A 25584-nucleotide genomic window follows, 5' to 3' on the forward strand; every position below is an offset into this window, starting at 1 on the left:
CCTATCTGCGAATAATATATGTAACAACAAAATTCATTTTTTCATCTTCAACAAATTTATCGGACGGTGCACTTATGTAAATCCACGAACCGTCTATTCTCACATTACGCAAGTTATTCTTTGTAGAATATACGGCAATACTTGCAAGTCTACTTTCTGCTTTTGACGGGAACGGCAAACCCGACATTTGTAAATAGTTTTTATCCGCCAACATACTTGTAATATTTACAGACACAGTAACTGCGTCGCCGTTCTTTGCGTAAACGAAGTTTCCCTCACTGCCCTCATAAATTGTCTGCGCCGGAGATAATTCTCCCGAACCGATTTCGTTATTCGCCGCATCATATTTGTTTGCAAGCGATTTTTCTATATCGGCTTTGTTCTGCACAACGGTCTGCCTAAGCGAATTAACACTGTTATATAACGTACCACTTGTAATATAATTAGGACTATTCACTGTAGGTACGGCATCGAATGGCTTTTTGTCAAGCTTATAGTTTAATGATCTGTTTATATATGTTTTATCATAAGCATCTGTAATTCCGTAACCGGCAAGAGTATCCGCCTTATCCGCTTTTAAATTAAGCTTTGTATCGATACTGCTTTTAAGGTTTTGTATCTCATCATCAACATCATCATAATCATAATAATAGTTTTCAAGATATGCAACACTCGGATAGCTCTCTTCCGTAACATCAGCTTTAACCGTAACCTTATTTGCTTTTTCTTCTTTAAGAGTAATGTCGCTGTCGGCAATAACTTTTATATTGTTTTCAATCTGCTTATTTTGCTCTGCAATTTTATCCCAACATTTTTTTGCCTCATCTCTCAATGCAAGCGTTTCGCTGTTGGGATTGGTGAATCCCTTGTCCTCAATCGGTATGGATTCTCCCGCAAACAATCTTACAATATCGGTCTGCAAAGTGGTTTCCTCCTCTCTTAATTCAAGCTGAACCTCAACCCAGCCGTGACAGAAAATATCGTTTTTCCCGATTTTCCACATTATATATGTGCTGTTGTTAACAGTTTTTACGGTTTGCGGTGCAACCGTGTTTACACTGCCGTCTTTAAATCTTAAATGAATTGCGGCAATCGTATTTTTGCCGACAAAACCATTCACCGTAAATTCAACTTTACTCACAAGGTTTTCGCCCACAATCCCCGCATTATCTTCTGCGGCAATACCCTCGTACTTTTCTTTGTTAAAAATAATCAAATTATTCACCTCCAACTATGCATAAAAAAATCCTAAAAGTTGCACTAATTGCAACAATTTTTCAAAAAATAAATTTTGAATTGACTATAAAGCCAAAATAAAGTAAAATTATAAATGATATATTATATGTAATGAGATGATTTTTTGAACATCCATAAAATACAGACTGTTGCAAAGAAAGCACTTGCGGTTGCTTTGCCTTTGGCGCTATGTTTTTCAATTGCCGGCTGTTCTTTTAAATTTAAGATTTTCGACAATTCTGATTTTAAGCCGACAAGCGAAAGTGAAGCGCTTTTGTCAGAGATACCGGAGCCGAAGCAAACATCGTACAGCTATTCGGCAATAACAAACGAACACATTAAAAATCTTTACGCACAAATTGAAAACGAATGTCAAAAACCCGTTCCCGCAGAAATACAATGTACGGGCACGCTTACGCAAAAAGATATTTACGAGGCAATAATAGCTTTTAAAAACGACCACCCCGATATATTCTGGATAAAAAACACATTTTCTTACTACGATTACGACGGTTCAACATATGTAGAACTTTCCTTTATTTCTTCAGGCACAACGCTTGAAACACAAAAAGAAAAATTTAACGAGGCACTCAACGACTTTGTAAACAACGCAACTATGTATTCTTCGGAGTATGAGCGTGAAAAGTATGTCAACGATTATATTATTGCAAATTGCGTATATGATGACGAGGCTGCCTACAACAATAACACAAAAGGAAATGTCAGTAACGCCTACGGAGTTCTTGTTGACGGCAAAGCCATATGTGAAGGATATGCCAGGGCATTTCAGCTTTTGTGCAACAAACTCGGCATTGAATGTGTAAGTATTGCAGGAATGACCGGTGATGTCGGACACGAATGGAACTGCGCAAAAATTGACGGTAATTGGTATCAGGTCGATGTAACATGGAACGACTCGGAAGATGAGTTTTCCAACTACTACTACTTTAATCTTACAGACGAGCAAATGTATTCCTCTCACAGGGCAGATGACCTTTTTGATGAAATAGAACCCGATAATTATAATAACGACGAAAACCTTATCGGCAACCTCTATGTGCCCGAATGTAATTCTACCGAGTACAATTATTATAATCAAACTGCACCTATCCTCTATGCGTTTGATGAAGAAAATGACAATACAATTTCAAATGCACTTGCAAATTCCGCCGTAAACGGTGACAATTATTTCAACATAATTGTTGATGACAGTCTTGACTTTGAAGACGCTTATTCAACACTTGTACAAGACGGTTATGTAGTAAACTACATTGAAAGCGCCAACAATATACTTTGGGGAGAAGTCGAGCTTGACACCTCAAGCTATGCATATAAAAACGATACCCTGCGTGTTATTACCATAGTGTTAAACTATATTAATTAAATAAATCATTCTGTTGCAAAAGGAGAGAAATATATGAAATATGATGTTAAAGCCTTTGAGCTTTTGTCAAATGAAGAAATTGCAGACGGAATTTTTGATATGCGTGTAAAAAATGATGAACTTGCACCGCTTGCAAAATGCGGTCAGTTTGCCCATGTATATGTTCCGTCAAAAACTCTGCGCAGACCTATTTCGGTGTGCGACAGCGAAAACGGCGTACTCCGCCTTGTTTACCAGGTTAAGGGCGAGGGCACAAAGATTATGTCCGAAATGAAAAAGGGTGAAGCTGTAGATATTCTTGCTCCGCTTGGCAACGGCTTTAATATTGAAAAAAGCAAGCGCTACTGCCTTATCGGCGGCGGCATTGGTGTTCCTCCTATGCTCTATACAGCAAAGCAAACCGAAAATCCGCTTGTTATCACGGGTTTCCGTAACAAAGACCTTATTATATTACAAGATGATTTTAAAAATGCAGGTGCCGAGCTTGTACTTACAACAGACGACGGCAGTGCAGGCGTACACGGATTTGTTACAGATGTACTTAAAGAAAAGATAAATGAAGTTGACGAGGTTTGCGCCTGCGGTCCTACCCCGATGCTTAAGGCAATTGCTCAAGTTTGCAAAGAATTTAACAAGCCTTGTCAGATTTCACTTGAAGAAAGAATGGCTTGCGGAATCGGCGCTTGTCTTGTCTGCGCCGTTAAGGTACGCAAGAACGGTGAAGAAATTATGCAGCATGTCTGCAAAAACGGACCTGTATTCAACGCAGAGGAGGTTGTATTTTAATGGCTGATTTATCTGTAAAAATTGCCGGAGTAGAGTTTTCAAATCCGCTTATCGCCGCTTCGGGCACATTTGGATTTGGTAAGGAGTACGGCGAATTTTATCCGCTTTCAAAACTTGGCGGTATTTCGTGCAAGGGAATTACCTTAAAAAGGCGTGACGGCAACCCACCGCCACGAATCGCAGAAACTCCGTCGGGTATTTTAAATGCCGTCGGACTTCAAAATCCGGGCGTAGATGTATTTATAAACGATGATCTTCCTTGGCTTAAACAGCAAAACACAAGAGTTATCGCAAATATTGCAGGCAACACACCGGAAGAATACTGCGAAATGGCAGAAAAACTTTCTTCAACTGATGTTGATATGATAGAAATGAATATTTCCTGCCCTAATGTAAAGAGCGGCGGCGTTCAGTTCGGTACAAGCTGTGAATCGGTAGGTTCAATTACAAGTGCGGTAAGAAAGCACTGCACAAAACCGCTTATTGTAAAGCTAAGTCCGAATGTTACAGATATTGCCGAGATTGCTAAGTCGGCAGAGGCAAACGGCGCAGACGCAATTTCAATGATTAACACACTAACAGGTATGAGAATAGACATAAACACAAAGCGCCCGATTATCCGCAACAATACAGGCGGAATGAGCGGCCCTGCAGTGTTCCCCGTTGCAGTAAGAATGGTTTGGCAGGTTTCTAATGCCGTTAAAATTCCGATTATCGGTATGGGCGGCATCAGCACATGGCAAGACGCAGTTGAAATGATGATTGCAGGTGCAAGCGCATTACAGATTGGCACAGTATTCTTCTCTGACCCATACGCACCGATTAAAATTGCCGAGGGAATTAACGAATACCTTGATAAAAACGGTATGAAGAGCGTTACAGAACTCACAGGCACAATCAAGCCTTGGTAATCGGTAAGGTTTTATAAAAGTTTGGTCAACCTTGACCTGAATTTTTAAATCATTTAAACGAAATTCCTCAGCTAAATCATAAATCGCCTAACATAAAATTCAAAAACGAATAAAATAAAAAAAGAAATCCATAATAACCATAGCACAGGAGGTTATTATGGATTTTTTCAGAGTATTTATAACCGCACCGATCTCGCTTACAGTCCTGTTTTTGCTTGCAAAGCTGATGGGAAATAAGCAGATGTCAGAGCTTAATATGTTTGACTACATCAACGGTATTACAATAGGTTCAATCGCCGCCGAACTGGCGACAGGCGAATTTACCGATATTTACGACGGTGTAATGGCTATGGTTATTTACTCGCTTATAGCAATTATGTTGACTTTCCTATCGCAAAAGTCGCTTCTTCTAAGAAGATTCATTACGGGCAAATCTATTATAATTTACGATAACGGCAAATTTTACAACAAAAACTTAAGTACCGCAAAGATAGATATAAATGAAATTTTGGTAATGTGCCGTTCAAAGGGATATTTTAATTTTGATGAGATACAAACCGTTATCCTTGAAAGCAACGGTCAGCTTTCAATTTTACCTAAAGACAAAAATCGACCGCTCACTCCCGATGATATGAAAATTACGGTTCTTCAATCCGGTGTAGAGGCGGTAGTGATACAGGACGGCAAGGTTTTGGAAAGAAATCTTAAAGCCACGGGAAATAATATTGAGTGGTTAAAAAAAGAACTCAAAAAGCAAAATATAAAAACAAGCGAAGTTTTCATTGCTTTTTGCGACAATAACAACACTCTGAAAGTACACAAAAAGGTCAAATCTAACCCGACAAACGATATTTTTGATTAATTTCTAAAAAAATGTTTAAATTTCGGAAAACTACCAATATTTTGTCACACTGTTGTCACTGTTCGTATGGTATTATATATGTGTAAGATAACTACTGATAAAACTTACATTACAAAGCTAATAACTCTTTTTTTCATAGATATTTTCCTCTCTCTTTTTTATAAGCAATCAGCTCGACTTCGGTCGGGCTTTTGCTTTTTGTTTTTATAATAAACAGTTATGTTCTAAATGACAGGGAAATAATTAAAAATTTTAGGTCAAGCCTTTTTAAAGGTTGACCAAACTTTTATAATTGTTTTACGAATATTCCGCTAAACCATAAATTACCCCAATTTTTAATAAAAAACATAAAAAATCAGGCAGTCAGTTTCTATAACCCCATAAGACTGACTGCCTGTTAAATTAAAATTTTAAACCTTAGCTTTACTGCGCTCTGATTTTCTGTACTTTGACGGTGTAATGCCGTAGTACATCTTGAACGCTCTGTTAAAGTTAGAAATATTATTAAAACCTGATTTTCCTGCGATTTCAATAACAGGAGTATCGGTTGTTGTAAGCAAAAGTGCCGCTCTTGACAAACGAAGTTCATTAAGATAATTAATGAAAGTTGTGTTCAAAAGCTCTTTAAACAGATGTGAAATGTAATATCTGCTCAAGTTTGTGTGCTCTGCAATAATGTCGAGAGTAAGCAGATTGCAGAAATTCTCGTTGATATACTCTGTAACTCTGCGCAAAGCCCTATCCTTTTTGCCTTGTGTTTCAATATCGTAAATTTCTAACTTTTCTGACGCAAACAAATAATAGTAAAGTTCATAAAATTTACCTGTTGCCAGAAGATAAAATCCTCTCGGCTTGTCAACCTCTGCCCTAAAAGCAGATTCAAGGCACTCGTAAACATTATTGTAGTAATCCTCCCCCGGCTTAAAAGAGAAAAACTTAGTACAGTTTCCGCCTACTATGCTCTTTATAATTGCATTCGGAATAAACTGCTGTGTAAGATTTGCGCCGTCATTAAGATTTAAAAGCATAATCTCAATATACACATTGTTGTTGTTGTCAAATCTGTGCTTCTGGTTTGGTGCGATAAAGAAAATATCGCCTTTGTTGAGCTGTTCAACACCGATTGCGGTTTCAATTGTAATTGAACCGCTCCTGACAACACCCATCTCTACTTCGTGATGAACGCTCCATAAATCATCTACAACAAGCTCTCCGCACGAAACTCGAAAGCTTGAACTTGTAGATGTTACAGAGTTCAAAAATCTTATTGCCACTGATATTACCCCTTTAATAATATTATTTTGTTTTACAAATATAATAATACAAAAATGTTTTATTGTCAATACAATACAGAACAAAATAAAGCAAAATTATACAAATTATTCATCCGAATGTAAAATTTTACTTTTTGTTATCTTTTATTATCATAATTTTTAATTAATTATACTCAATATCTTTATTACAATAAAATTTTACTATAATAAAATTTTATATTTTGTGCGTATGATTATTATTATATCAAAAAGCGGCAGTGATTTTCAATAAAACAAAAATCACTGCCATAAAAACAACTTTGTATATATAAAGCTTAAAAATCAGACATTGTCAGTTGTCATTATTATCTTCCGAATAATTATTATTTACAGAATTAAGATGTTCTTTAACTCCGTCCACCACCCTTTGCGGTGACAAGATTTTAACACCTCCGCCCAGTCCGAATACCCAGGCATAAAACTGACTGCTTATTGAAATTTTCGCACTGAACCTGAACTGATTATCGTTTTCTTTTACAATAAAAATATCGTCACCAAACCTGTCTGCAATTACGCCTACAAGTTCGTTATTAACAAGCATTGTAACTTCAAATTCCTCTCCGCCGTACATCGAGAAAATCTTTCTTGTATATTCGGCGCCGTCAAATTTCTGTATTTCGTCATTAGGTTCACGCTTGTCTTCAAGTACTTCAACGCTTTCAATCTTATCTACTCGGTAATTCTTTATCTTATCCGCCTCGCTGTCGTAACCTATCATATAATAATTTTCGTCGTCCCAGCAAAGCCATATCGGTGAAATTACATATCTCTTGCCGTCACGCCTTGCGGTTTTTACAATATTTGCACCCTGCCCTATGTCCCACTTCATATACAAAAAGCTGACCTTTCGGTCATTGGAAATCGCAGTTTGCAGTGTATCGACAACATAATATATTTTTTCGTTAAGACCTTTTACCCTGTTTGTAATAAAGACATCACGCTTAAGTTCTTTTCCCTGAAAGTTACTTACAAGTCCCTCAATTTTTTCGATAAGCTCCATACTTTTTTTGCGTGTAATAAATTTTGAACTTTGAATTGCATCGACAAGCAGTTTAAGCTCCGCAAGCTCAAAATCTCTTGAAGCGACATAATACCTTGTGGTATTTGATTTGATTTTTTCAATGTCAAGTCCGTACATTTGGAGAGAGCTGATATCATCGTAAAGACTTTTTCGCTCGGACTTTATATTAAATTCACTTAATGCGTCAATAATTTCAGTCGCAGTCATTCCGTGGTTATCGTCGGTTCTCTTCAGAAGAATGTCACGCAGATATAAAAGCTTAAGCTTTTGTCCCGATGATTTTGGCATAATATCCTCCGTTTATGCTGTCAGTGTTTGCGCAAACGCAATTACAAGCGGCATAGTTATGATTGAAAATACCGTAGTAACCGCCACAATACTTACCGAAAGTTCGGTATCTTTATTGTATTTTACCGCAAACATTGTAGTTGTAGCGGCAGTCGGTGCGGCAGATGCGATTACACAGGCAACCGCAAGAGTTGTTTCCACCTTGCACAGATAAAGCACAATTGCGGTTATAACAGGTACCAAAACAAGTCTTAATCCCATTGCAACATAAACAGATACATTTGAAAATGCTTTTTTAAGGTCTGCCTCGGAGAGGTAGTATCCTATAATCATCATCGGCAACGGTGTATTTAAAGCCGCCATATATTCAACAGGCTGACCTATCATATACGGAAGCCTTATGTTAAGCGCAAAAATAATTATCGCAATTACAACACCGATAATACCCGGGTTGGTAATCAGCTTTTTGGCAGAAATTTCTTTAATATCTCCGCTCATACATACAAGTCCGTATGTCCATACAAGAATGTTGAACACAGCTACAAACACTGCGCCGTAAAACAAACCGTCATCACCGAGCACAGCCTCCTGCAACGGGAACGACATAAACGCACAGTTTGAAAAAACTGTTGCAAATCTCAACACTCTTTTTTTGCTGTCCTTACCCTTAAAAATAAGGCTTACCAAAAGTATGGTTGCAGCCATAACGGCTGTTGCGCAAATCGTCATAATTCCGAGTCCGCCCAAAAGTTCAGGTGTAAAATCACGCTGAAAAGCAGACACCATAACGCACGGTGTAACAAAATACAAAACAAGGTTGTTTATATGCTTTGCGGATACATCGGTAATGATTTTTTTCTTACCGCAAGCAAAGCCCAACGAAATCAAAATAAACAGCACAAGTACCTGTTGTGCAACTACAATAAAGTTTTCTAACATTTCCTTTTCCCCCTAAAAATAAAACACATTTAAGTATAGCACAATAACTCATTTTTTCAATGCTTACGCAGTAATACAGCTGAATTTTGGAGGTATATAAAAAATTAATATCATAGAAAAATATCATTTTGTACAAAATTATGTCGAGCATATGGTGCAAACTAACCAATGAAAAGCAAATAATTTTACAAATATGTATTATCCGCTGAAATTATTTGCTTTTATTGACTTTTTGTACTTTGAATTGTATAATATATATAAATAAAAATAGTTGTTTTTATTATTTCACAGTGATTTTATGTATTTATTTATATTTTAAGAAAGAGGGATTTTACAATGGCAACAAGAAGAACTGCTACAAAATCGGCAGCTGCCAAGGATGCAAAGGTAGAAACAAAGGCTACTGCAACTGCTGTAAAAGAAACTGCTCCCGTAAAGGAAGCTCCTGTAAAGAAAACCGCACCTAAAAAGGTTGCTCCAAAGAAACCTGCTGCCGTAGCTGCCGCAGCAAAGGCTGCTAAGACAAAGGCTGAAGCCCCTGCAGAAGTTAAAACTGAAACAAAGGTAAACTTTTTTGTTGAGTTTAACAACAAGCAGAACTCGGTAGAAGACATTATTAATAATGTTAAAGCTACATACGGTAAAGATGTAAAGGAAATTTCAATTTACCTCAAGCCTGACGAAAACAAAGCTTACTTTGTTGCCGACGGCGAAGAAAGTTCAATGGATGTATTCTTCTGCTAATTAAAAATTACTGAAATTTTAGGAGTCATACTGTTAAGTATGGCTCTTTTTTGTTTTTTTCTTTAATATTGTAGTGAATATTTAATATTTAGATTGATTTTTTACAATTCTCCCTATATAATGAAAATGTATCAAATCCTTGGCACAGACGGTCATACCGAGGTAATAATTTCATTACAAAGGAGCGATATTAAATGATTACAAAGTACACAAGCGGCACCCCTATCCGTACAGACGCTGTTGTAAAAGATTTTGCCGGAATCGACATAAATAAATTCCCGGTTGATTACAAAATCATTGACGGCAAATTCATTTTTAGCTTTGATATGCAGGACAGCGACATAGTTTTCGGTCTTGGCGAAGCGCCGAGAGGAATTAACAAGCGTGGCTGGATTTACGAAAGTTTTTGCAGCGATGACCCATTCCACACAGAAACAAAAAGTTCACTCTACGCCGCACACAACTTTCTTATGTTAAACGGCAGCAAGACTTTCGGTATTTTTATTGATTTCCCCGCAAAAATCCGTTGGGACATCGGTTACACAAAACCAAGCCGCACAGAAATCACTGTTGACGGTACAGATTTTGACATCTACATTATCGAAAACGAGAGCAATAAGCCGATTGACATTGTAAAAGAGTTCCGCAGTGCAATCGGTCAGAGTTACATTCCGCCGTTCTGGGCATTCGGTTATCAGCAGAGCCGTTGGAGTTATCCCGACAAAGCTGCCGTTGACGGCGTAATCAAAGGTTATAATGATGCAAAGATTCCGCTCGACTGCGTATATCTTGACATTGACTATATGAAAGACTACAAGGACTTCACAGTTGACGAAGACAAATTCCCGAATTTTGCAGAATATGTAAAAGAAAAGAAGGAGCAAGGTATTCATCTTATCCCTATCATTGACGCAGGTGTAAAAAAAGAAGCAGGCTACGATGTTTACGAAGAAGGCGTTGAAAACGATTACTTCTGCAAAACCGAGGACGGCGAGATTTTTGAAGGCGGCGTATGGCCGGGTATTGTAGGTTTCCCTGACTTTATGCAGAAAGAAGTTCGTGACTGGTTCGGCGCAAAATACGACAGACTTACAGACGCAGGCATTGACGGTTTCTGGAACGATATGAACGAGCCGGCTATTTTCTATTCAACAAAAGGACTTGAAAAAGCGCTTAATAAAGCAAAATCACTTGAGGGCGAAAACCTCGACCTTTCAAAATTCTTTAACCTCAAAGATACTTTCCTCGGACTTTCCAACAGCCCCGAGGATTACTCAAGCATCTATCATATGATTGACGGCAAGCCTGTTTGCCATGACAGAGTTCATAACATTTACGGCGCAAATATGACAAGAGCCGCAGGAGAACACTTTGCAAAGAAATTCGGCGACGGCAAAATTCTTATGTTCTCAAGAGCCTCTTACATCGGTGCACACCGTTCAAGCGGTATCTGGTTTGGCGACAACCATTCATGGTGGTCACACATTCTCTTAAATCTTAAGATGCTCCCATCGGCAAATATGTGCGGTTTCCTCTATTGCGGCGCCGACCTCGGTGGCTTTAACGAAAACGCAACTCGTGACCTCGTTCTCCGTTTCCTTGCTCTCGGAGTATTTACCCCTCTTATGCGTAACCATTCGGCTCTCGGTACAGTAAACCAGGAATGTTACAACTTTGAAAACTCCGAAGATTTCAGAGATGTTGTAACCGTTCGCTACAGACTTATCCCTTATCTTTACTATACATTTAAAAAGGCAAGCGAAAACAACGATATGATTTTCCGCCCGCTTGCTTTTGATTATCCCGACGATAAAATGGCAAGAGAGTGTGAAACACAGGTTATGCTCGGTAACGAATGTATGATTTGCCCTGTTTATGAGCAGAATGTAAGCGGCAGATATGTATATCTCCCTGAAGATATGACTTTTGTTAAACTAAGCGGCGAAAATGCAGAAACCAAGCCTATGGAAAAGGGCGTACACTTCATTGAAGTTGCACTTAACGAAGTACCTCTCTTTATTAAGAAAGGCAAACAAATTCCGCTTTGCAAACCTGCAATGCGTACAAGCGAACTCAACACCGAAGACCTTACTTATATAGGTTGATTTAAAATAAAAATGACAGCTATTATTTATTGATAGCTGTCATTTGTTGTTTGTATAGTCTTTTTTCCGATTGCTAAGTCTGCCCTTTGCGGCGGTTAGCGCCAATAAAACGAGTAATCATCGTTTATCAATATTATTAATTATGTCAAGCTAACAATATTGACACATTAGCAATTATATACATTATTAACGCAATATTGCATGCAAAACTTTCTATGCAACCGTCGGTTGCGGAAATGAAAACTAAAATGTATTGCAAAAAACAGTGGTTGCGGTGTATAATTTGGATAAAGTGAGAGGCAGAACGATCGTCACAAACTCTCAAAGGAGGAAATATGGACATAGAAACAGCAAACAGACTTTTACAATACAGGAAGAAACACAACTTAAGTCAGGAAGAACTTGCAAATAAAATAGGAGTAAGCAGACAGGCGGTGTCAAAATGGGAACGGGCAGAGGCATCTCCCGACACTGACAACCTAATATTGCTTGCCGAAATTTACGGAGTATCGCTTGACGAACTTTTAAAAGGAGAATCGAACAATTCCTCAAAATCCGAAGCCGAGCAGGAAACCGTATCGGGGGAAAGCGCAGACAACACACAAATACCCACAGGCGATGAGGGTACAGAGTATATAAAAGCGGATAAAGTATCTTTTAAAAACGGAATCCATGTTGATGCGAAAAACGGCGACAAGGTACACATCAGCTTTGCAGACGGAATACATGTACAAAACAAAGACGGCACTAAGGTTGATATAGGCAAGGACGGAGTGTTTGTAAACGAAAACGGAAAACAGAGAGTTTATACCGATAAAGACGGTCATATAATGCACGATGCCGATATGACCGACGAAATGTTTACAGGAGGAAAGCATAAAAAATTTTGGAATTCGTTTCCCTTTTTCGCTATAGCGCTTGTTGTATTCCTTTGGTGGGGATTCAGCGGTTTATGCTTTGGCTGGGCGCTTAGCTGGATAGTTTTGCTGACAATACCGCTTTACTATTCGCTTGTTGATGCAATTTACAAACGCAAGGCAGACCACTTTGCCTTTCCCGTGCTTGCGGCAATGGCATACATTCTTATGGGATACTTTAACATATTCGGCGGATGGACAGTCGGCTGGGTAGTTTTTCTCACCATTCCGCTTTACTATTGGATATGCTCATTCTTTAAAAATAAAAACGATTAACAGGAGGACATTATGTCAGAATTAAATTTACCGTCAGACCCAATGATTTTATTAAGTTTTATTAACACAAAGTTAAGAGATTTCTATCCGTCGCTTGATGCTCTTTGCGAAGACGCAAACATCAGTAAAGATGAAATCGTAAAAAAGCTCTCCGCCATAGATTATACCTACAACGCAGAGCTTAATAAATTTGTATAAAACTAAAAAATGCCCGATTTCAGTGAAAGCCGAAGTCGGGCGTTTTTTTAACCGTTCTCCGATAAATACGGTCTTAGCTCGCCTGCAAGGTAAAGCGAACCGCAGATAACGAGCGGCATATTTTCATTTTTTGCCTTATCAAGCGCCGTTTCGAGAGCCTTTTTGTTATTATCGAATGCCTCAACTTTCGGAAAATGCTGTTTGCATTTTTCGGCAAGTTCTTCTGCAGATAAAGTTCTCGGATTGTTGACCGTTACCGTAAACACTTCTTCAAAAAGTCCTTCAAGCAGATTGATTGAGCTTGCACTGTCCTTATCGGCAAGCATACCCATAAGGCAAAGCCGCTTTTGATTTGGCAGATACTTTTTGACCGCCTTGCTAAGCGCCTCAATTCCGTTTGGATTATGTGCTCCGTCAAGCAAAACTACGGGATTTTTGCCCATAAGTTCAAGTCTTGCGGGATTTACCGCCTTTGCCATACCTGCCTTTAATGCATTTTTGCTTACAATGATTTTACCGCTGTCGCAAAGTGCTTTTAATGCGGTCAATGCGGTTTTTGCATTTTCCAACTGATGTTCGCCAATCAAATGCAATTCAAGCTCTGTACCGTCATATTCAAAAACAGTGCTTTCAAGGCTTTCTGAAATCACTTTTATTTTTGCACTTTCACTTTTGAAAAGTTCAACATTTCTGCTTTTACAAGTACATTCAATCACGCTCATTGCGTTTTCTTCCTGCTTGGAAGTAACGGCAATCGAGCCGTTTTTTATAATACCGCACTTTTGCCACGCAATCTCTTCGATAGTGTTGCCGAGAATTGCCGTATGGTCAAGTCCGATAGTTGTTATTACCGAGCAAAGCGGCGGCAAAATTGTATTTGTACAGTCAAGAAGTCCGCCCATACCTGTTTCAAGCACAACAATGTCGCATTTCTCGTTTGCGTGAATATAAAACTGCAAAGCGTTTACATACTCAAACTCTGTAATAATAACGCCGTCATTACGCAATTCCTCAATAATCGGAAATGTTTTCTCCACCGCCTCGGTGAGCATTTCCTTTGAAATCATACGGTTATTAATCTGTATTCTCTCTCGAAAATCCGTTATATACGGAGAGATAAAAAGACCTGTTTTGTAACCTGCCTCAACAAGCACAGCCGAAAGCATTGCACAAACCGAACCTTTGCCGTTAGTACCCGCAATGTGAATATACTTTAGTTTATCCTGCGGATTGCCGAGTTTTTCGAGAAAAATTCTCATTCGGTCAAGTCCGGGACGAGAACCGAATGTCAGCAGTGAATGTATTTTTTCAATAGCCTGTTCGTATGTCATCAGATCAGCTCCTTGTAAATTTCATTCTTTTTAAAACCTGTCAGCGCCGCCGCCTCTTTTGCGGCATCTGTTGCCCTTGCGCCGTTTTCAATCAACTTCTTAGCGGTTTCAACCGCATACTCAAGGGTAAATTCTTCGGTATCGTCAATCTGCGGCGCACCCTCAAGCACAAGTACAATTTCACCTTTAACACTGCCGTCGCTTAGATTTTCCGCCGCATTTTTTGTTGTGGTACGGATAACTTCCTCGTGAATTTTTGTAATCTCACGCACAATTGTAAGTTTTCTGTCGCCAAAACTTGCATACAAATCACGCAAAGTCTGCGGCAATTTATGCGGAGCTTCGTAAAAAATCATTGTTCTGTGCTCGTTTGCAAGGCTTTTCAAATGATCTGATCTGCTCTTTTTATTCACGCTCAAAAAGCCCTCAAAAGTAAATCTTCCCGTGCTAAGGCCCGAAACGGCAAGCGCAGAAATAACCGCACTCGGTCCGGGAATAACAACCGTTTTTATGCCCCTCTCCTCGCACAGCTTTACCAAATCTTCGCCCGGATCCGAAATACACGGCATACCCGCATCTGTAACGATGGCGCAGTTTTCGCCCTGCTCTATTCTTGCGCAGATAATCTCTCCACGCTCTCTTTTATTGTGCTCAAAATAGCTGACCATCGGCTTTTTTATGCCAAAGTGATTTAAAAGTTTCAGCGTAACCCTCGTGTCTTCCGCCGCAATAAAATCTACCGATTCAAGAGTTTCCACCGCTCTCGGCGACAGGTCGGAAAGGTTGCCTATCGGTGTACCCGTAACATATAAAATTCCGCTCATAGCTTGTTGTCCTCTGTATTTTCTAAATGATCTGATTTGTAGCTTCCGTAAATTTCAAGCATTTCTTTTGAAAAATTACCGCTTTCGTCCTCTATAAAAAGTGTGGGCAGTACATTTAAAAAGCCCCGTTTTCCGCCTCGTCTGCCCTCAAGCAAAAACAGTTTCGGCGCTTTTGACACTCTCTGCTGTACAAGTCGCAGGGTCTTTGGCTCTATGTCAAATTTTCTCATAGACTCCATAACATCGCCTAATCTTTCGGGGCGCTGACACATATAAAATCTGCCGCCAAACTGCAGCAGCTTTGATGCCGCCGAGCAAATGTCATCAAGCGTACATTCGCTTTCGTGCCTTGCAATCAGCCTTGCCGAAGTCGGATTTTTGATTCCTCCTCCGCCGATTTTATATGGCGGATTGCACACAACAACATCATAACAGCCAAAATTCAGCTTGCCCTTAAGGTCACACAAGTCGGCATTCACAATATTTATGTTGTCGCAAAGCCCGTTGTGTTCAACGCTTTTTTGAGCAAGCGTACAGGCGTTTTCCTGAATTTCAACAGCGTCTACTTTTAAGTTTTTATTGTCCCTGCACCACAAGAGCGGAATCGTACCGCATCCTGTGCCAAGTTCCGCACATTTTTTACTGCCTGCGGGCTTTGAAAAATTCGCAAGCAAAATAGTGTCTGTCGAATATCTGTAGCTTTTGGTAACATATATTTCAATGCCGTTGCCCAACGGCTCAAGGTGCAAATTCTCCATTATACAATCGGCAAAGGAAAGTTTTGCCCTCTGCCCTCTCCTTGTAAAATTTAGCTTAACATTTTTATTATACTACTGTAAGGGTAAAACTTCAATAAAAAGCAATATAAACCTTACTGTTTGAAGTGCAATAAATTATTTATCCAATACATCAAGGTCGCTTTTTTCATAACGATTATGTCCCGGCAACTGCTTTTTATATTTCCAACACTTAATATCCTCGTCAAGGCTCTTGCCCCGATTATCGGCAAAGAAATCCCTTATATATGTATTGTATTCAAACTGCTTGTCAATTTTTGTCTTACTGCTTTTCTTTTCTTCAAGTATCCGATAATACGCAGTAATCGCATCGGCGTAAGTTTTGCCCGAATTGCTTTTTAGCCACTTCTGAAATGCAACATTAAAAGAAAATCCGTTGCCGATATGTTCCTTAAAAAACGCTCTGTGCTTTTCCGAGCAAACAAAATTCGGCTCAATTTCCGTGTCAGTTGTAATGTTGCCGATTATCTGCGACTTTTTCTGAACTTTCTTTGCGGCGATAACCTCGCCTGTATCAAGAAAATGTGCTATTCTCTCGGTTATTTCAAGTTTTTTCGCCCGATGTCGGTAAACCGTATCGGCGACAAAAATCGACAAGTTCTTCCTTTAAATAATAAAACTCTCTGAATGTCTTGCCGTCAAGATTTTTGTCGAGTTTCGGTCTATCGCTCATACAATGCCTCACTTAATTATTATTCTGCGTACAGTTTGCGGCGTCTATTGCAATTGCGAGCATAAGCACCAAAATTTCGTTTCTCGGGTCTGCATAGTCGATAACATAAGTATCTCCCCAACGGAACAGCTTTTTTGAAATCTGCGCAACCATACTGCAAGCCTCGTAAACGCTGTAGTTCCAAGACATAAAATCGCCCTCACAGCGCCAACCGTTGTAGTCGAGGTTATACTTCGGTTTAAAAAAGGTAAATTTTTTCTCAATACTGCCAAACGGCTGTCCGTTTATTTCTATATCAAAAGTCGGCATAAGCGTAAAAAATCGCTGTTTAATCATACCGATTTCATTGCGATTTCTGTCATATATATGAATCTGATGCGTAAGTCTGAACATTTCAGCCTTAACAAAATATTTCGGCTCGTCATACTCATCATAAACATCGTAAGTATCCGTCCACGAAAAAACTCTTTGTTTAATTAACAGTTTCATTTTAAATACCCGTCTTTCCGTTTTTTAATCAATATTTCATTTCAATCTGTAATTTACAAATATTATAGCATAGCAATTTTTTTATTACAATAAAAAAACAGCTCTCTAAGCGAGAACCGTTTTTACGAGTGAAGCCATAAAGTCAAATAACCGATTTTCGGCACTGAATAAATAACTTTTCCTACTATGTCATCTTCTGTTACATATCCGTCATCCGCTGTATTGTTTGCATCACCCTTAGTAATATAAACTGTATTTTCAGTCTGTTTTTGCTCGGATATAATTCTATGAATTACAGTTTTACCGTTTCTCCTAAATTGAATTATATCTCCTACTGAAATATCTTTATCATTTTTAGATACAATTACAACATCGCCTATTTTTATTTCGGGATCCATACTACCTGTAGCAACAGATACAGGGGAAACACTTAAAAATCCGCATATAAAAGCAATTACAAAACACAACGCCGCAACTCCGGCCATTGTAAATGCATTGTGTATTTTTCTGCTTACATAATTTCGCTTTTTATCAACACTTTCTTTTGAAAATGCACAATCAAGAGTTATAAGAAAAATCATACAAAGCAATATCTTTATAAATAATTCCATTTTTTCGTTTATAACGGGTTTAAAAGGAATAATTATTATCAAAACTTCAGTAATAAAAGAAAACAAAAATGATGCCAACGCACCGCTCTTATAACATAAAGCTGTCAGTAACAATGAATTTATCAACGCAAGAAACCCATACATTACAAAATTTATTGTACTGTCACCATAAGCACCACTATAGTAAAGAATCACAAAATTGAAAACAGCAAAAGAAATCGCAGTAAATATATAATTTACATATTTGTTAAACCGAGCTTTTTTTAAAACAAAAATTACGATTGCTCTAAAAAGCTCGGTCATTAATACTACACAAAAGGTAAGTAAAAAATTTTTTAAAGCATCAACTGTGTTCAGGTAATCATTTTTACAAAAACCTAAAACAAAGCCGCCTGAATACAAAAGACTAAGTTGAAGTACGGAAAAAACAAAGCTCCACAAAACGCAATCTTTTCTGGAATTTTTTTCTTTTAGAAAAACATTAATCTTTATAAACTTTAAAAAATCATTCATAATATTTACCTTAATTTATTTTTGTATATTGAAGATGCGATATAAATAACAAATGAAATTAAAATCACTGCAGCTAAACATAGAATTTCAAACTTTTCAAAGCCTGTTTTTACACTTGTATTATTAATTACATCCTTATCATTTTCAGAAGTGTACAATAATTTAAAGCTGAAATTTCCGTTTTCTTTATTTTCGGTATTGTAGCTTGAATCATTGCGCCATCTTACTATAATTGAAAAGCCACTGCTGTCATTCGGCATAAGAATTTCGTTTTTCTCAAACTCCGGCATAATTAATTCAATATAATCAAGCGAAGGTTGTTCAACATATAAATCTGCAAGGGTTACAGGAGAATTTCCTGCATTCTTAACTTCAATATAAATTTGGGCATATGCTCCCGGGAATTTAAAATCACCAAGTTTTGGGAAAATAGTGTTTTTATCAAATAATATACTGTTTTCTCCTACTATGCCATATTCCGATTGTATTTCTGCTCTGCTCACCGATACCTCATAATCTTTAGAGGTATCGGTATATGCATTTACAGTAGCAGAGTACAGAAATAAGAATACAAAAAGGATAGGAAAAATCAGAGCTATTCTATTTAAAAAGAAAAAGTTTATCTTTTTCATAATTTCTCACCCTGCTGATAAGTATATTTTATTTTGAAACACTTGCACTTGGCGCTTCATCTACTGTATCCTGAACATAAGTGAGTTCTACTGAGAACGGTTGTGCATCAGCAGAAAGCTCGCCTTCTGAATTCACTTTTACAACAAATGTAGCAGTGCAACTCTCACCCGGAGCAAGCACTTTATTATTAAGATTCGGTGTATCAACTACAAATTCGTCAGAAAGTTCTGTAATATTAAATTTACAATTTGAAAGATTTGCATTTACCGTACCGTTATTTGTAATTGTAAGTGAATATTCAGCCCAAGCATCATCAATACTAAAGTTTACATTACCGTAATCCGCTGTTGTATCAGTAAACTGTGCCGGATAAGTTGTTGAACTTTCGGCATTTTCCAAAGCAGCATTTGCGGCTTTATAAGTAAGCTGAACGCTACCGTCAAGATCCTTATAAAATCCACCGATTAACCAACCGATAGCTTTACCTACAACAACACCCTCATTGGCACCGTCATCATTTAAATGTAATGAATATGTAGTTGTGTCAAGCACATTTGGTCTGTAATAATTAATAAGAGATAATTTACTTTCATCAACATCCACTTTAAAGTTTGTAAGACCGCTATCACCCGGAATAACGGCAGTTGTGTAATATCTTTTATCTCTCGGAATCATAAGTTGTGCAGTAAACTCCGCTAATTCATCTTTAGTGATGTTTACGGTTTGAGGATTTTTATCGTCAATTACATACATATATGCGCCGTTAGGCTTGCTGTTAGGATCGTTCACACCACCAACATATTTTAAAATAACATTGTATTCTACAACCTGAGCAGTTTGTTCAACCGTCACAGCTTCCAAAGAAGGTGTAACACCGTTGCTGATCTTAGTAATTGAAGCATCAGTAATTTTTACATCCCACTTTCCGTTTGCAGATACTGTGCCGTTTGCAGAAATTTCTGTACTCCACTGCGCAAAGCCAAAGCACATTACACCAAGTGCCATTGTACCGGCAGTTACAGCTGATAATAATTTAGTTCTTTTTTTCATAAATATTCCTCCATAAAAATTGAGTTAGTTAAGACTAACTTGTTGCGATTATTATATTATTCTTTTTTGGCTTTGTCAACACAAAAATTATAAATTTTAACATTACTACAAAATTACATTAAAATTATTTTATAATATAAACATAATTACAATATAGTTTTAGTCTTTACAAGCTCTATCGCCTGTTTTCCCGTTATATGTTCAATCGTGATTTCAACACAGCAAAGTCCGCTCCGTTCACGCTCGATTTCCTTTTTCACCGCATTAATATCATTGTTATATTTTAAGCCGAAAGAGAGCATTGCCGAATTGATTTTCTCTTTATTTTCCATAATTTCGGCCTTACCAAAAACTACAACACTCCTAAACAAAGCTGTCAATTTTTCCGAATCGACCTCATCTTTTTCAATAACACAGAAAGAAACTTTCTTGTTTTGCTTAATTGCGTCAAGTTTATGACCGCTGTTTGCACAGTGAAAGTAAATCTTGCCGTCTTTATATACAAAGTTCAACGGAACAGTATATGGGTAGCCGTCATCACCGCTCACGGCAAGCACACCGCTTTTGCAGTTTTTTAATATTTTCAAAGCCTCATCGTTACTAAGCTGTTGTTTAAATCTTCTCATTTTACGAAACATTTTACCGCCTCCGTTGCTACTATTATAACAAAAATTTTCTTTATTGCAAATCAACAAATATAATGTATTCTTATTATTTATTTTGTAGGCACTTGGTGCTGAAAAAACTTAACCCCGACAAGCCGTATTTTAATCGCCTGTCGGGGTTGGATTTTTATTTATTGTTCCCTGAATTTAACAGTGCCTGTTGCTGCGTCCATCGAATCTACGATTGCGAGGGATTCAAGCTGATAGCCGAGATTGCGAATTATATTGCCGCCGTTCTGAAAACCTTTTTCAATTGCAATTCCAATGCCCTCTACCGTGCCGCCTGCCTGATTTATAATAGAAATAAGACCTTGCAAAGCACAACCGTTGGCAAGAAAATCGTCAATAATAAGAACATGGTCGTTTTCGCTTAAAAATTTCTTAGAAACAATCACTTGATTTTTGCATTTGTGAGTGAAAGACTCAACCTCTGCTATGTACATATCGCCGTCAATATTAATGCTTTTCGCTTTTTTTGCAAAAACAACCGGCACATTAAAATGCATAGCCGCAACGCAGGCAATACCTATGCCCGATGCCTCAATGGTGACTATTTTATTTATATTTTTTCCCGCAAATCTTTTCTTAAATTCCGCACCCATTCGGTTGAACAAATCAATATCCATTTGATGGTTCAAAAAGCTGTCAACCTTGAGAACATTGCCCTCTTTAACAATTCCGTCCTTTACAATTCTCTCTTCCAAAAAATTCATAGCATTTCATCTCTTTCCTTTATGTTTCCTTGCCTTGTCCGCAAAGAAATTTTTAATGCATAAAATGCATAATATTATAAATTATATACTTATTTCTAAGAAAATAAAAGGCCTAAAAAGTATTTGATAAAACAAAACAGCCCTTGCAAACTGCAAAGGCTGTAAAAAGCGAGTATAACAAAGATTATCTCTTTGAGAACTGTGAAAGCGTAAAGAAAACAGTCCGGTGGACTGTTTTTAGCTTTTACCGCAACAGCTAAGCTGTGAGGATACCACTGTGGGGCAAAAGAAAACAGCCTCTGCAAACTGCAAAGGCTGTAAAAAGCGAGTATAACAAAGATTATCTCTTTGAGAACTGTGAAAGCGTAAAGAAAACAGTCCGGTGGACTGTTTTTAGCTTTTACCGCAACAGCTAAGCTGTGAGGATACCACTGTGGGACAAAAGAAAACAGCCCTTGCAAATTGCAAAGGCTGTAAAAAGCGAGTATAACAAAGATTATCTCTTTGAGAACTGTGGTGCTCTACGAGCTGCTTTAAGACCGTATTTCTTACGCTCTTTCATTCTTGGGTCACGAGTTAAGAAGCCTGCCTTCTTAAGTGTTGAACGAAGGTTCTCTGAATCGTACTGAAGAAGTGCTCTGGAAATACCGTGACGGATTGCACCTGCCTGACCTGTAACGCCGCCGCCTGCTACTCTGCAAACGATGTCGAACTTCTGATCTGTTTCTGTTAAGGCGAGAGGCTGTCTAACGATGAGCTTGAGTGTTTCAAGACCGAAATAATCGTCGATGTCACGATCGTTGATTGTGATTTTGCCTGTACCCTGGTAAAGTCTTACTCTTGCAACAGAGCTTTTTCTTCTGCCTGTGCCGTAAAAATAAGGTGTCTTATCGTACATTATTAATTTGCCTCCTTCTTTTAAGCTTCAACCATTTCAGGCTTCTGAGCCTGATGATTGTGTTCTGCACCCTCAAAGAGTCTGAGTCTGAGCAAAGCATCTCTGCCGAGTGTGTTCTTTGGAAGCATACCCTTAACAGCAAGCTCCATAGCCTTTGTTGGCTTTGTAGCCATAAGAGTATCGTATCTTGTTTCTTTAAGATGGCCGATATAGCCTGTATGACGCTGCCACTTCTTCTGAGTGAGCTTGTTGCCTGTTAATACAGCGTCCTTGCAGTTGATGATGATTACATGATCGCCGCAATCTACATTTGGTGTAAATGTTGCTTTGTGCTTACCTCTTAAAAGAACTGCTGCCTGAGTAGCAACTCTACCAAGTGGCTTGCCTGCTGCATCAATTACATACCAGCTGCGTTCAATTTCGCTTTTTTTAGCTAAATATGTTGACATAACAAATCCTCCTGTAATTTACTTGTGCCTTAGAATTATAATACATTTATTTTGCATTGTCAACACTTTTTTGCAAAAATTTAATTTACCGTTAAACAAACTTTAAAATTCGCTTATATTCTCTTTTATACTCTCTTATGCTAATGCGTAATTTCAAAAAATATTTTTCTAAAACCTTAGTATTTATCACGATTACAGCTTTTTATAGACAAGCACGCAAAATTCGATTTCGGTCGTAAGTGAGTTTAATTTCTCCAGCTTTTGCTGGTCGGTGCGAGAGGTTTTGTAGTAGTACGGAGTCATTTTGAAAAGGCTTTCAATTTCTCTGTTATCGTCAAGCGTTATGCTGTATTTAAGTTCTTTGCTTTCGGCAAGAATAAACCCGTCAATCTCTGTGCTTTCTTCGGGATTTTTCAGCGGATTATCGTATACCGCCTTTTTGAGAGAAAAAAGGTGATTTTCAAGCGGAATTACACGCAAAAGCACTCCGCCCCTTTTTAAAACTCGGTTGTATTCTTCCGGCGCAAAAGGTGAAAATACATTAAGCACCGCGTCGCAGGAAAAATCCGCTGTCGGCAAAGCAAATACGCTTGCTACAGCCAAACGAATATTTTTACTGCGCTTTGCCGCTGCAATAAGAGCAAATTTTGAAATATCAATACCCGCTATACTTGCGTTTTTTTCTGCAAGAGCCTTTTCAATTTTTTCCGTATAATAGCAGTCGCCGCAGCCGGCATCAAGTACACAGGCATTTTGCGGAATATATTTTTGCAAAAGTTCGCACATAAGGTCACACAGCGGCTTGTACGAATCTGTATTTAAAAACTCGGTCCTTGCCTCTATCATAAGTTTATCGTCACCGTGACGCTTGCTTTTGGATTTGTTGCTCTGCAAAAGATTGACATAACCCTGCTTTGCACAGTCAAAACAATGGTTATTTATACATCTGTAGGTTCGACCGTCAAGTTTTAATTCTTCTTTGCAGACAGGACAGCAGAAATTCAACATATTATTACCGCCTTTCATTATTAGAATAATAGCATAAATTCTTTGTGATAACAAGTTAAAACAGAGTTGTATGTGCAAAGTGTCACAATTTTTCTATGAGCAAATCAAAAATTCAGCTTTTTGCTTTGTAGCTTTATCTTGCAAAATATTGTATAATATTGTTTGATTGTATGAAACATTTATTGTTTTACAAAAATTTTATATTGGGGGGGATAAATAATGAAAAAATTAATCAGTATCGCACTTGTTGCTGTTATGGCGGCAGGCTCGGTAATTACCGCCAATGCGGCAGTTGTTCGGGAAAATAATAGCGTTCAGGTGCTTGATTCAGGGGTAAAACTTGAAAACAACACCTTAAATGTGTTTACTTATAATCTTAGTAAAAATTCACTTGGCGGAGTGAGTTTTTACGGCAAAAATACAGAAAAACAATATGCTGTACAATACAAGGATTGTATAGGTAAAAATACCGTTATTTCCATGCCGTCAAGCGAAAGCTATACTCGCTTTGTTTCGGCAAACGGCGGTAGCACCGGAAATACTTATGCAGGCTATTCCTTTGCGAATACAGGCGGCGAATATGTAAAACTAAGGGTAAAATTAAGCGATGTTTCAAGCTATTTTAACAGTGACGGTTCATATACCGATACAGACGGAAACGGAGCAACCTACACTCTTAGGGAAAATGGATCCAATCTCACTTTCTTTAGCGGCGGTGCGGTAAACGGTGTTGCACCCGACGAGAACGGCTGTGTGGAAATTTATATAAAAGCAAAACCCGGTTTGAAAACCGCATTTTCAACCTACCTGCCTAATTACAGCGGAATAATAAATATGTATGTGCCGATGCTTTGTTTTGGCAATATTGACCTTAAAGGCAGTACAAATGTAAACGATGCAACCCTTTTGCAGAGATACCTTGCAGGCGATGCGGAATTTGATAAACTTCAGATGTTTTATTCCGACATAAACCGTGACGGTAAAACAAATGTTAAAGATGTTACAGACTTACAACAAACTATTACCAAATAATTATAAAGGAGTATAAAATGAAAAAATTTGTATGTTTAATTCTTTGTGCGGTGCTGACTGCAGGTGCAGCAGTGACCGCAAACGCAAAAACCGTTAAGCCGCATAAGGGTGTTGAGATTTCCAACTCGGCAAAAAACATCGGCAACAACACGCTTTTGGTTTCTGCGTACAATATTCCGTCCGATTATACAAACGGAGTATTATTTACGGGAGGCGATACTCAAAAAAACTACTCCATGAAATTTGCCGATTGTATAGACGGTGACAAAACACTCTTTATGCCGTCTACCGAAAAATACGCCCGCTATTTTGTAAGCGGTTCTGGTAACTTACATGCATATTACACATTTGACGATAAAGGCGGAAGGTATGTTAAAGCAAAAATAAATCTTCACGAGGTAGATCCGAATTATTTTAACAAGGACGGCTCGCATACAATGGAATACTCAAGTATCGGCAGTCATGATCATAAGTTCAAATACGAAAAAGCAGACGGCGGCGGTTATTATGACTCCGCCTTGTACTTCCAGAGCGGCGGTGCTGTAACGGGCGTAGTTCCGGATAAGGACGGCTGCGTGGAAATTTATCTGTCTACTAAAATCAATGAACCAACAGATTACTGCACTACATTTTCTTACCGCAAAGCTTATGTAGTCGGCGGCGGCGGCGGTACTGTCGGTTCGAATATATACATATTGAGATTCGGCAATATTGACCTTCAAGGCACAGTAGATGTAAACGATGTTACTTTGCTGCAACAGTACATTTCCGGATCGGTTGAGCTTGATTCGCTCCAGTATTATTACACAGATACAAACTTTGACGGTCACCGTGATGTAAGGGATGTTACAACCTTACAGAGAGCAATAGCAAAACGATAATTAAAATTATGGTTTTGCAAAATAATTTTGCAAAGTA

General features: G+C 38.2%; 28 protein-coding genes. 10 read left to right on the top strand and 18 right to left on the bottom strand.

What is annotated here, in order from left to right; all coding sequences use genetic code 11:
- Position 1 precedes the first annotated feature (1 nt).
- Complete coding sequence (locus tag H8R91_RS10525; RefSeq protein ID WP_186936105.1) at positions 2 to 1216, bottom strand: hypothetical protein; 1215 nt, start codon at positions 1214 to 1216, stop codon at positions 2 to 4.
- 144 nt (positions 1217 to 1360) lie between these two features.
- Here H8R91_RS10525 and H8R91_RS10530 point away from each other — a divergent pair, with 144 nt between their 5' ends.
- From H8R91_RS10530 to H8R91_RS10545, 4 genes are all read left to right on the top strand, one after another.
- Positions 1361 to 2620 (top strand): transglutaminase domain-containing protein, encoded by a 1260-nt coding sequence (locus tag H8R91_RS10530; protein ID WP_186936107.1) that lies wholly within the window; start codon positions 1361 to 1363, stop codon positions 2618 to 2620.
- Positions 2621 to 2653: 33 nt separating this feature from the next.
- On the top strand, positions 2654 to 3406 hold the full coding sequence (locus tag H8R91_RS10535; RefSeq protein WP_186936108.1) for a dihydroorotate dehydrogenase electron transfer subunit: 753 nt from the start codon (positions 2654 to 2656) through the stop codon (positions 3404 to 3406).
- A complete protein-coding gene (locus H8R91_RS10540; protein WP_022234561.1) occupies positions 3406 to 4317 on the top strand; it encodes a dihydroorotate dehydrogenase in 912 nt (303 codons plus the stop codon). Before H8R91_RS10535 ends, H8R91_RS10540 begins: the two co-directional genes overlap by 1 nt.
- Positions 4318 to 4474: 157 nt before the next feature.
- Positions 4475 to 5179, top strand: a complete 705-nt coding sequence (locus H8R91_RS10545) for a DUF421 domain-containing protein (protein ID WP_186936111.1) — start codon at positions 4475 to 4477, stop codon at positions 5177 to 5179.
- Between the two features lie 410 nt (positions 5180 to 5589).
- Here H8R91_RS10545 and H8R91_RS10550 read toward each other — a convergent pair whose 3' ends face one another.
- The 3 genes from H8R91_RS10550 to H8R91_RS10560 all read right to left on the bottom strand — a co-directional run bounded on the left by H8R91_RS10550 (position 5590) and on the right by H8R91_RS10560 (position 8740).
- Complete coding sequence (locus H8R91_RS10550; RefSeq protein ID WP_186936113.1) at positions 5590 to 6453, bottom strand: helix-turn-helix domain-containing protein; 864 nt, start codon at positions 6451 to 6453, stop codon at positions 5590 to 5592.
- A gap of 331 nt (positions 6454 to 6784) precedes the next feature.
- Entirely contained in the window at positions 6785 to 7801 is a 1017-nt protein-coding gene (locus H8R91_RS10555) for a helix-turn-helix transcriptional regulator (RefSeq protein WP_186936115.1), read from the bottom strand.
- A gap of 12 nt (positions 7802 to 7813) precedes the next feature.
- Entirely contained in the window at positions 7814 to 8740 is a 927-nt protein-coding gene (locus tag H8R91_RS10560) for an AEC family transporter (RefSeq protein WP_186936116.1), read from the bottom strand.
- Between the two features lie 336 nt (positions 8741 to 9076).
- Here H8R91_RS10560 and H8R91_RS10565 point away from each other — a divergent pair, with 336 nt between their 5' ends.
- The 4 genes from H8R91_RS10565 to H8R91_RS10580 all read left to right on the top strand — a co-directional run bounded on the left by H8R91_RS10565 (position 9077) and on the right by H8R91_RS10580 (position 12980).
- Positions 9077 to 9484 (top strand): DUF6465 family protein, encoded by a 408-nt coding sequence (locus H8R91_RS10565; protein ID WP_186936118.1) that lies wholly within the window; start codon positions 9077 to 9079, stop codon positions 9482 to 9484.
- Positions 9485 to 9678: 194 nt separating this feature from the next.
- Positions 9679 to 11589, top strand: a complete 1911-nt coding sequence (locus tag H8R91_RS10570; protein ID WP_186936120.1) for a glycoside hydrolase family 31 protein — start codon at positions 9679 to 9681, stop codon at positions 11587 to 11589.
- A gap of 335 nt (positions 11590 to 11924) precedes the next feature.
- A complete protein-coding gene (locus H8R91_RS10575; RefSeq protein WP_186936122.1) occupies positions 11925 to 12782 on the top strand; it encodes a helix-turn-helix domain-containing protein in 858 nt (285 codons plus the stop codon).
- Positions 12783 to 12794: 12 nt separating this feature from the next.
- Positions 12795 to 12980, top strand: a complete 186-nt coding sequence (locus H8R91_RS10580; protein WP_022233822.1) for a DUF4250 domain-containing protein — start codon at positions 12795 to 12797, stop codon at positions 12978 to 12980.
- 47 nt (positions 12981 to 13027) lie between these two features.
- Here H8R91_RS10580 and H8R91_RS10585 read toward each other — a convergent pair whose 3' ends face one another.
- From H8R91_RS10585 to H8R91_RS10645, 14 genes are all read right to left on the bottom strand, one after another.
- Positions 13028 to 14311 (bottom strand): bifunctional folylpolyglutamate synthase/dihydrofolate synthase, encoded by a 1284-nt coding sequence (locus tag H8R91_RS10585; protein ID WP_186936124.1) that lies wholly within the window; start codon positions 14309 to 14311, stop codon positions 13028 to 13030.
- Complete coding sequence (gene rsmI, locus H8R91_RS10590; protein ID WP_186936126.1) at positions 14311 to 15135, bottom strand: 16S rRNA (cytidine(1402)-2'-O)-methyltransferase; 825 nt, start codon at positions 15133 to 15135, stop codon at positions 14311 to 14313. Before rsmI ends, H8R91_RS10585 begins: the two co-directional genes overlap by 1 nt.
- A complete protein-coding gene (locus H8R91_RS10595; protein WP_186936128.1) occupies positions 15132 to 15893 on the bottom strand; it encodes a tRNA1(Val) (adenine(37)-N6)-methyltransferase in 762 nt (253 codons plus the stop codon). Before H8R91_RS10595 ends, rsmI begins: the two co-directional genes overlap by 4 nt.
- A gap of 135 nt (positions 15894 to 16028) precedes the next feature.
- Positions 16029 to 16529, bottom strand: coding sequence for a DUF6434 domain-containing protein (locus H8R91_RS10600; RefSeq protein WP_366477509.1), 501 nt, complete (start codon positions 16527 to 16529; stop codon positions 16029 to 16031).
- Positions 16477 to 16605: an SAP domain-containing protein gene (locus H8R91_RS12455; protein WP_022233817.1), complete on the bottom strand. Its 129-nt coding sequence runs from the start codon at positions 16603 to 16605 to the stop codon at positions 16477 to 16479. Before H8R91_RS12455 ends, H8R91_RS10600 begins: the two co-directional genes overlap by 53 nt.
- A 12-nt stretch (positions 16606 to 16617) precedes the next feature.
- Positions 16618 to 17094, bottom strand: a complete 477-nt coding sequence (locus H8R91_RS10605) for an LURP-one-related/scramblase family protein (RefSeq protein WP_186936129.1) — start codon at positions 17092 to 17094, stop codon at positions 16618 to 16620.
- Positions 17095 to 17216: 122 nt separating this feature from the next.
- Positions 17217 to 17675, bottom strand: coding sequence for a signal peptidase I (locus tag H8R91_RS10610; RefSeq protein WP_186936131.1), 459 nt, complete (start codon positions 17673 to 17675; stop codon positions 17217 to 17219).
- A 548-nt stretch (positions 17676 to 18223) separates the two neighbouring features.
- The gene (locus H8R91_RS10615; protein WP_186936133.1) at positions 18224 to 18850 is read right to left on the bottom strand and encodes a hypothetical protein; all 627 of its coding nucleotides are present in this window, start codon (positions 18848 to 18850) and stop codon (positions 18224 to 18226) included.
- 28 nt (positions 18851 to 18878) lie between these two features.
- Positions 18879 to 19901, bottom strand: coding sequence for a hypothetical protein (locus tag H8R91_RS10620; protein ID WP_186936135.1), 1023 nt, complete (start codon positions 19899 to 19901; stop codon positions 18879 to 18881).
- A gap of 146 nt (positions 19902 to 20047) precedes the next feature.
- Positions 20048 to 20539 (bottom strand): pyridoxamine 5'-phosphate oxidase family protein, encoded by a 492-nt coding sequence (locus tag H8R91_RS10625; RefSeq protein WP_186936137.1) that lies wholly within the window; start codon positions 20537 to 20539, stop codon positions 20048 to 20050.
- Between the two features lie 158 nt (positions 20540 to 20697).
- Positions 20698 to 21279 (bottom strand): xanthine phosphoribosyltransferase, encoded by a 582-nt coding sequence (locus H8R91_RS10630; RefSeq protein ID WP_186936139.1) that lies wholly within the window; start codon positions 21277 to 21279, stop codon positions 20698 to 20700.
- Between the two features lie 496 nt (positions 21280 to 21775).
- A complete protein-coding gene (gene rpsI, locus H8R91_RS10635) occupies positions 21776 to 22177 on the bottom strand; it encodes a 30S ribosomal protein S9 (protein WP_022234348.1) in 402 nt (133 codons plus the stop codon).
- A gap of 20 nt (positions 22178 to 22197) precedes the next feature.
- Positions 22198 to 22626, bottom strand: coding sequence for a 50S ribosomal protein L13 (gene rplM, locus H8R91_RS10640; RefSeq protein WP_022234347.1), 429 nt, complete (start codon positions 22624 to 22626; stop codon positions 22198 to 22200).
- Between the two features lie 192 nt (positions 22627 to 22818).
- Complete coding sequence (locus H8R91_RS10645) at positions 22819 to 23634, bottom strand: putative RNA methyltransferase (RefSeq protein ID WP_186936141.1); 816 nt, start codon at positions 23632 to 23634, stop codon at positions 22819 to 22821.
- 219 nt (positions 23635 to 23853) lie between these two features.
- On the opposite strand from H8R91_RS10645, the gene H8R91_RS10650 reads away from it, so the two are divergent.
- Positions 23854 to 24666: a dockerin type I repeat-containing protein gene (locus H8R91_RS10650; RefSeq protein WP_186936143.1), complete on the top strand. Its 813-nt coding sequence runs from the start codon at positions 23854 to 23856 to the stop codon at positions 24664 to 24666.
- Between the two features lie 17 nt (positions 24667 to 24683).
- A complete protein-coding gene (locus H8R91_RS10655; protein WP_186936145.1) occupies positions 24684 to 25547 on the top strand; it encodes a dockerin type I repeat-containing protein in 864 nt (287 codons plus the stop codon).
- The last annotated feature ends 37 nt before the right edge of the window (positions 25548 to 25584 follow it).

It is taken from the genome of Ruminococcus intestinalis (genome assembly GCF_014288065.1).
Classification (GTDB): domain Bacteria; phylum Bacillota; class Clostridia; order Oscillospirales; family Acutalibacteraceae; genus Ruminococcoides; species Ruminococcoides intestinale_A.

Coding starts and splice junctions, on each gene's coding strand:
- H8R91_RS10535 (WP_186936108.1), top strand. CDS start 2,654: ATGAAATATGATGTTAAAGCCTTTGAGCTTTTGTCAAATGAAGAAATT.
- H8R91_RS10555 (WP_186936115.1), bottom strand. CDS start 7,801: ATGCCAAAATCATCGGGACAAAAGCTTAAGCTTTTATATCTGCGTGAC.
- H8R91_RS10620 (WP_186936135.1), bottom strand. CDS start 19,901: ATGAAAAAAAGAACTAAATTATTATCAGCTGTAACTGCCGGTACAATG.
- H8R91_RS10655 (WP_186936145.1), top strand. CDS start 24,684: ATGAAAAAATTTGTATGTTTAATTCTTTGTGCGGTGCTGACTGCAGGT.
- rpsI (WP_022234348.1), bottom strand. CDS start 22,177: ATGTACGATAAGACACCTTATTTTTACGGCACAGGCAGAAGAAAAAGC.
- H8R91_RS10575 (WP_186936122.1), top strand. CDS start 11,925: ATGGACATAGAAACAGCAAACAGACTTTTACAATACAGGAAGAAACAC.
- H8R91_RS10570 (WP_186936120.1), top strand. CDS start 9,679: ATGATTACAAAGTACACAAGCGGCACCCCTATCCGTACAGACGCTGTT.
- H8R91_RS10545 (WP_186936111.1), top strand. CDS start 4,475: ATGGATTTTTTCAGAGTATTTATAACCGCACCGATCTCGCTTACAGTC.
- H8R91_RS10565 (WP_186936118.1), top strand. CDS start 9,077: ATGGCAACAAGAAGAACTGCTACAAAATCGGCAGCTGCCAAGGATGCA.
- H8R91_RS10585 (WP_186936124.1), bottom strand. CDS start 14,311: ATGACATACGAACAGGCTATTGAAAAAATACATTCACTGCTGACATTC.
- rsmI (WP_186936126.1), bottom strand. CDS start 15,135: ATGAGCGGAATTTTATATGTTACGGGTACACCGATAGGCAACCTTTCC.
- H8R91_RS10625 (WP_186936137.1), bottom strand. CDS start 20,539: ATGTTTCGTAAAATGAGAAGATTTAAACAACAGCTTAGTAACGATGAG.
- H8R91_RS10595 (WP_186936128.1), bottom strand. CDS start 15,893: ATGGAGAATTTGCACCTTGAGCCGTTGGGCAACGGCATTGAAATATAT.
- H8R91_RS10605 (WP_186936129.1), bottom strand. CDS start 17,094: ATGAAACTGTTAATTAAACAAAGAGTTTTTTCGTGGACGGATACTTAC.
- H8R91_RS12455 (WP_022233817.1), bottom strand. CDS start 16,605: ATGAGCGATAGACCGAAACTCGACAAAAATCTTGACGGCAAGACATTC.
- H8R91_RS10615 (WP_186936133.1), bottom strand. CDS start 18,850: ATGAAAAAGATAAACTTTTTCTTTTTAAATAGAATAGCTCTGATTTTT.
- H8R91_RS10560 (WP_186936116.1), bottom strand. CDS start 8,740: ATGTTAGAAAACTTTATTGTAGTTGCACAACAGGTACTTGTGCTGTTT.
- H8R91_RS10540 (WP_022234561.1), top strand. CDS start 3,406: ATGGCTGATTTATCTGTAAAAATTGCCGGAGTAGAGTTTTCAAATCCG.
- H8R91_RS10580 (WP_022233822.1), top strand. CDS start 12,795: ATGTCAGAATTAAATTTACCGTCAGACCCAATGATTTTATTAAGTTTT.
- H8R91_RS10610 (WP_186936131.1), bottom strand. CDS start 17,675: ATGATTTTTCTTATAACTCTTGATTGTGCATTTTCAAAAGAAAGTGTT.
- H8R91_RS10650 (WP_186936143.1), top strand. CDS start 23,854: ATGAAAAAATTAATCAGTATCGCACTTGTTGCTGTTATGGCGGCAGGC.
- H8R91_RS10630 (WP_186936139.1), bottom strand. CDS start 21,279: ATGAATTTTTTGGAAGAGAGAATTGTAAAGGACGGAATTGTTAAAGAG.
- H8R91_RS10645 (WP_186936141.1), bottom strand. CDS start 23,634: ATGTTGAATTTCTGCTGTCCTGTCTGCAAAGAAGAATTAAAACTTGAC.
- rplM (WP_022234347.1), bottom strand. CDS start 22,626: ATGTCAACATATTTAGCTAAAAAAAGCGAAATTGAACGCAGCTGGTAT.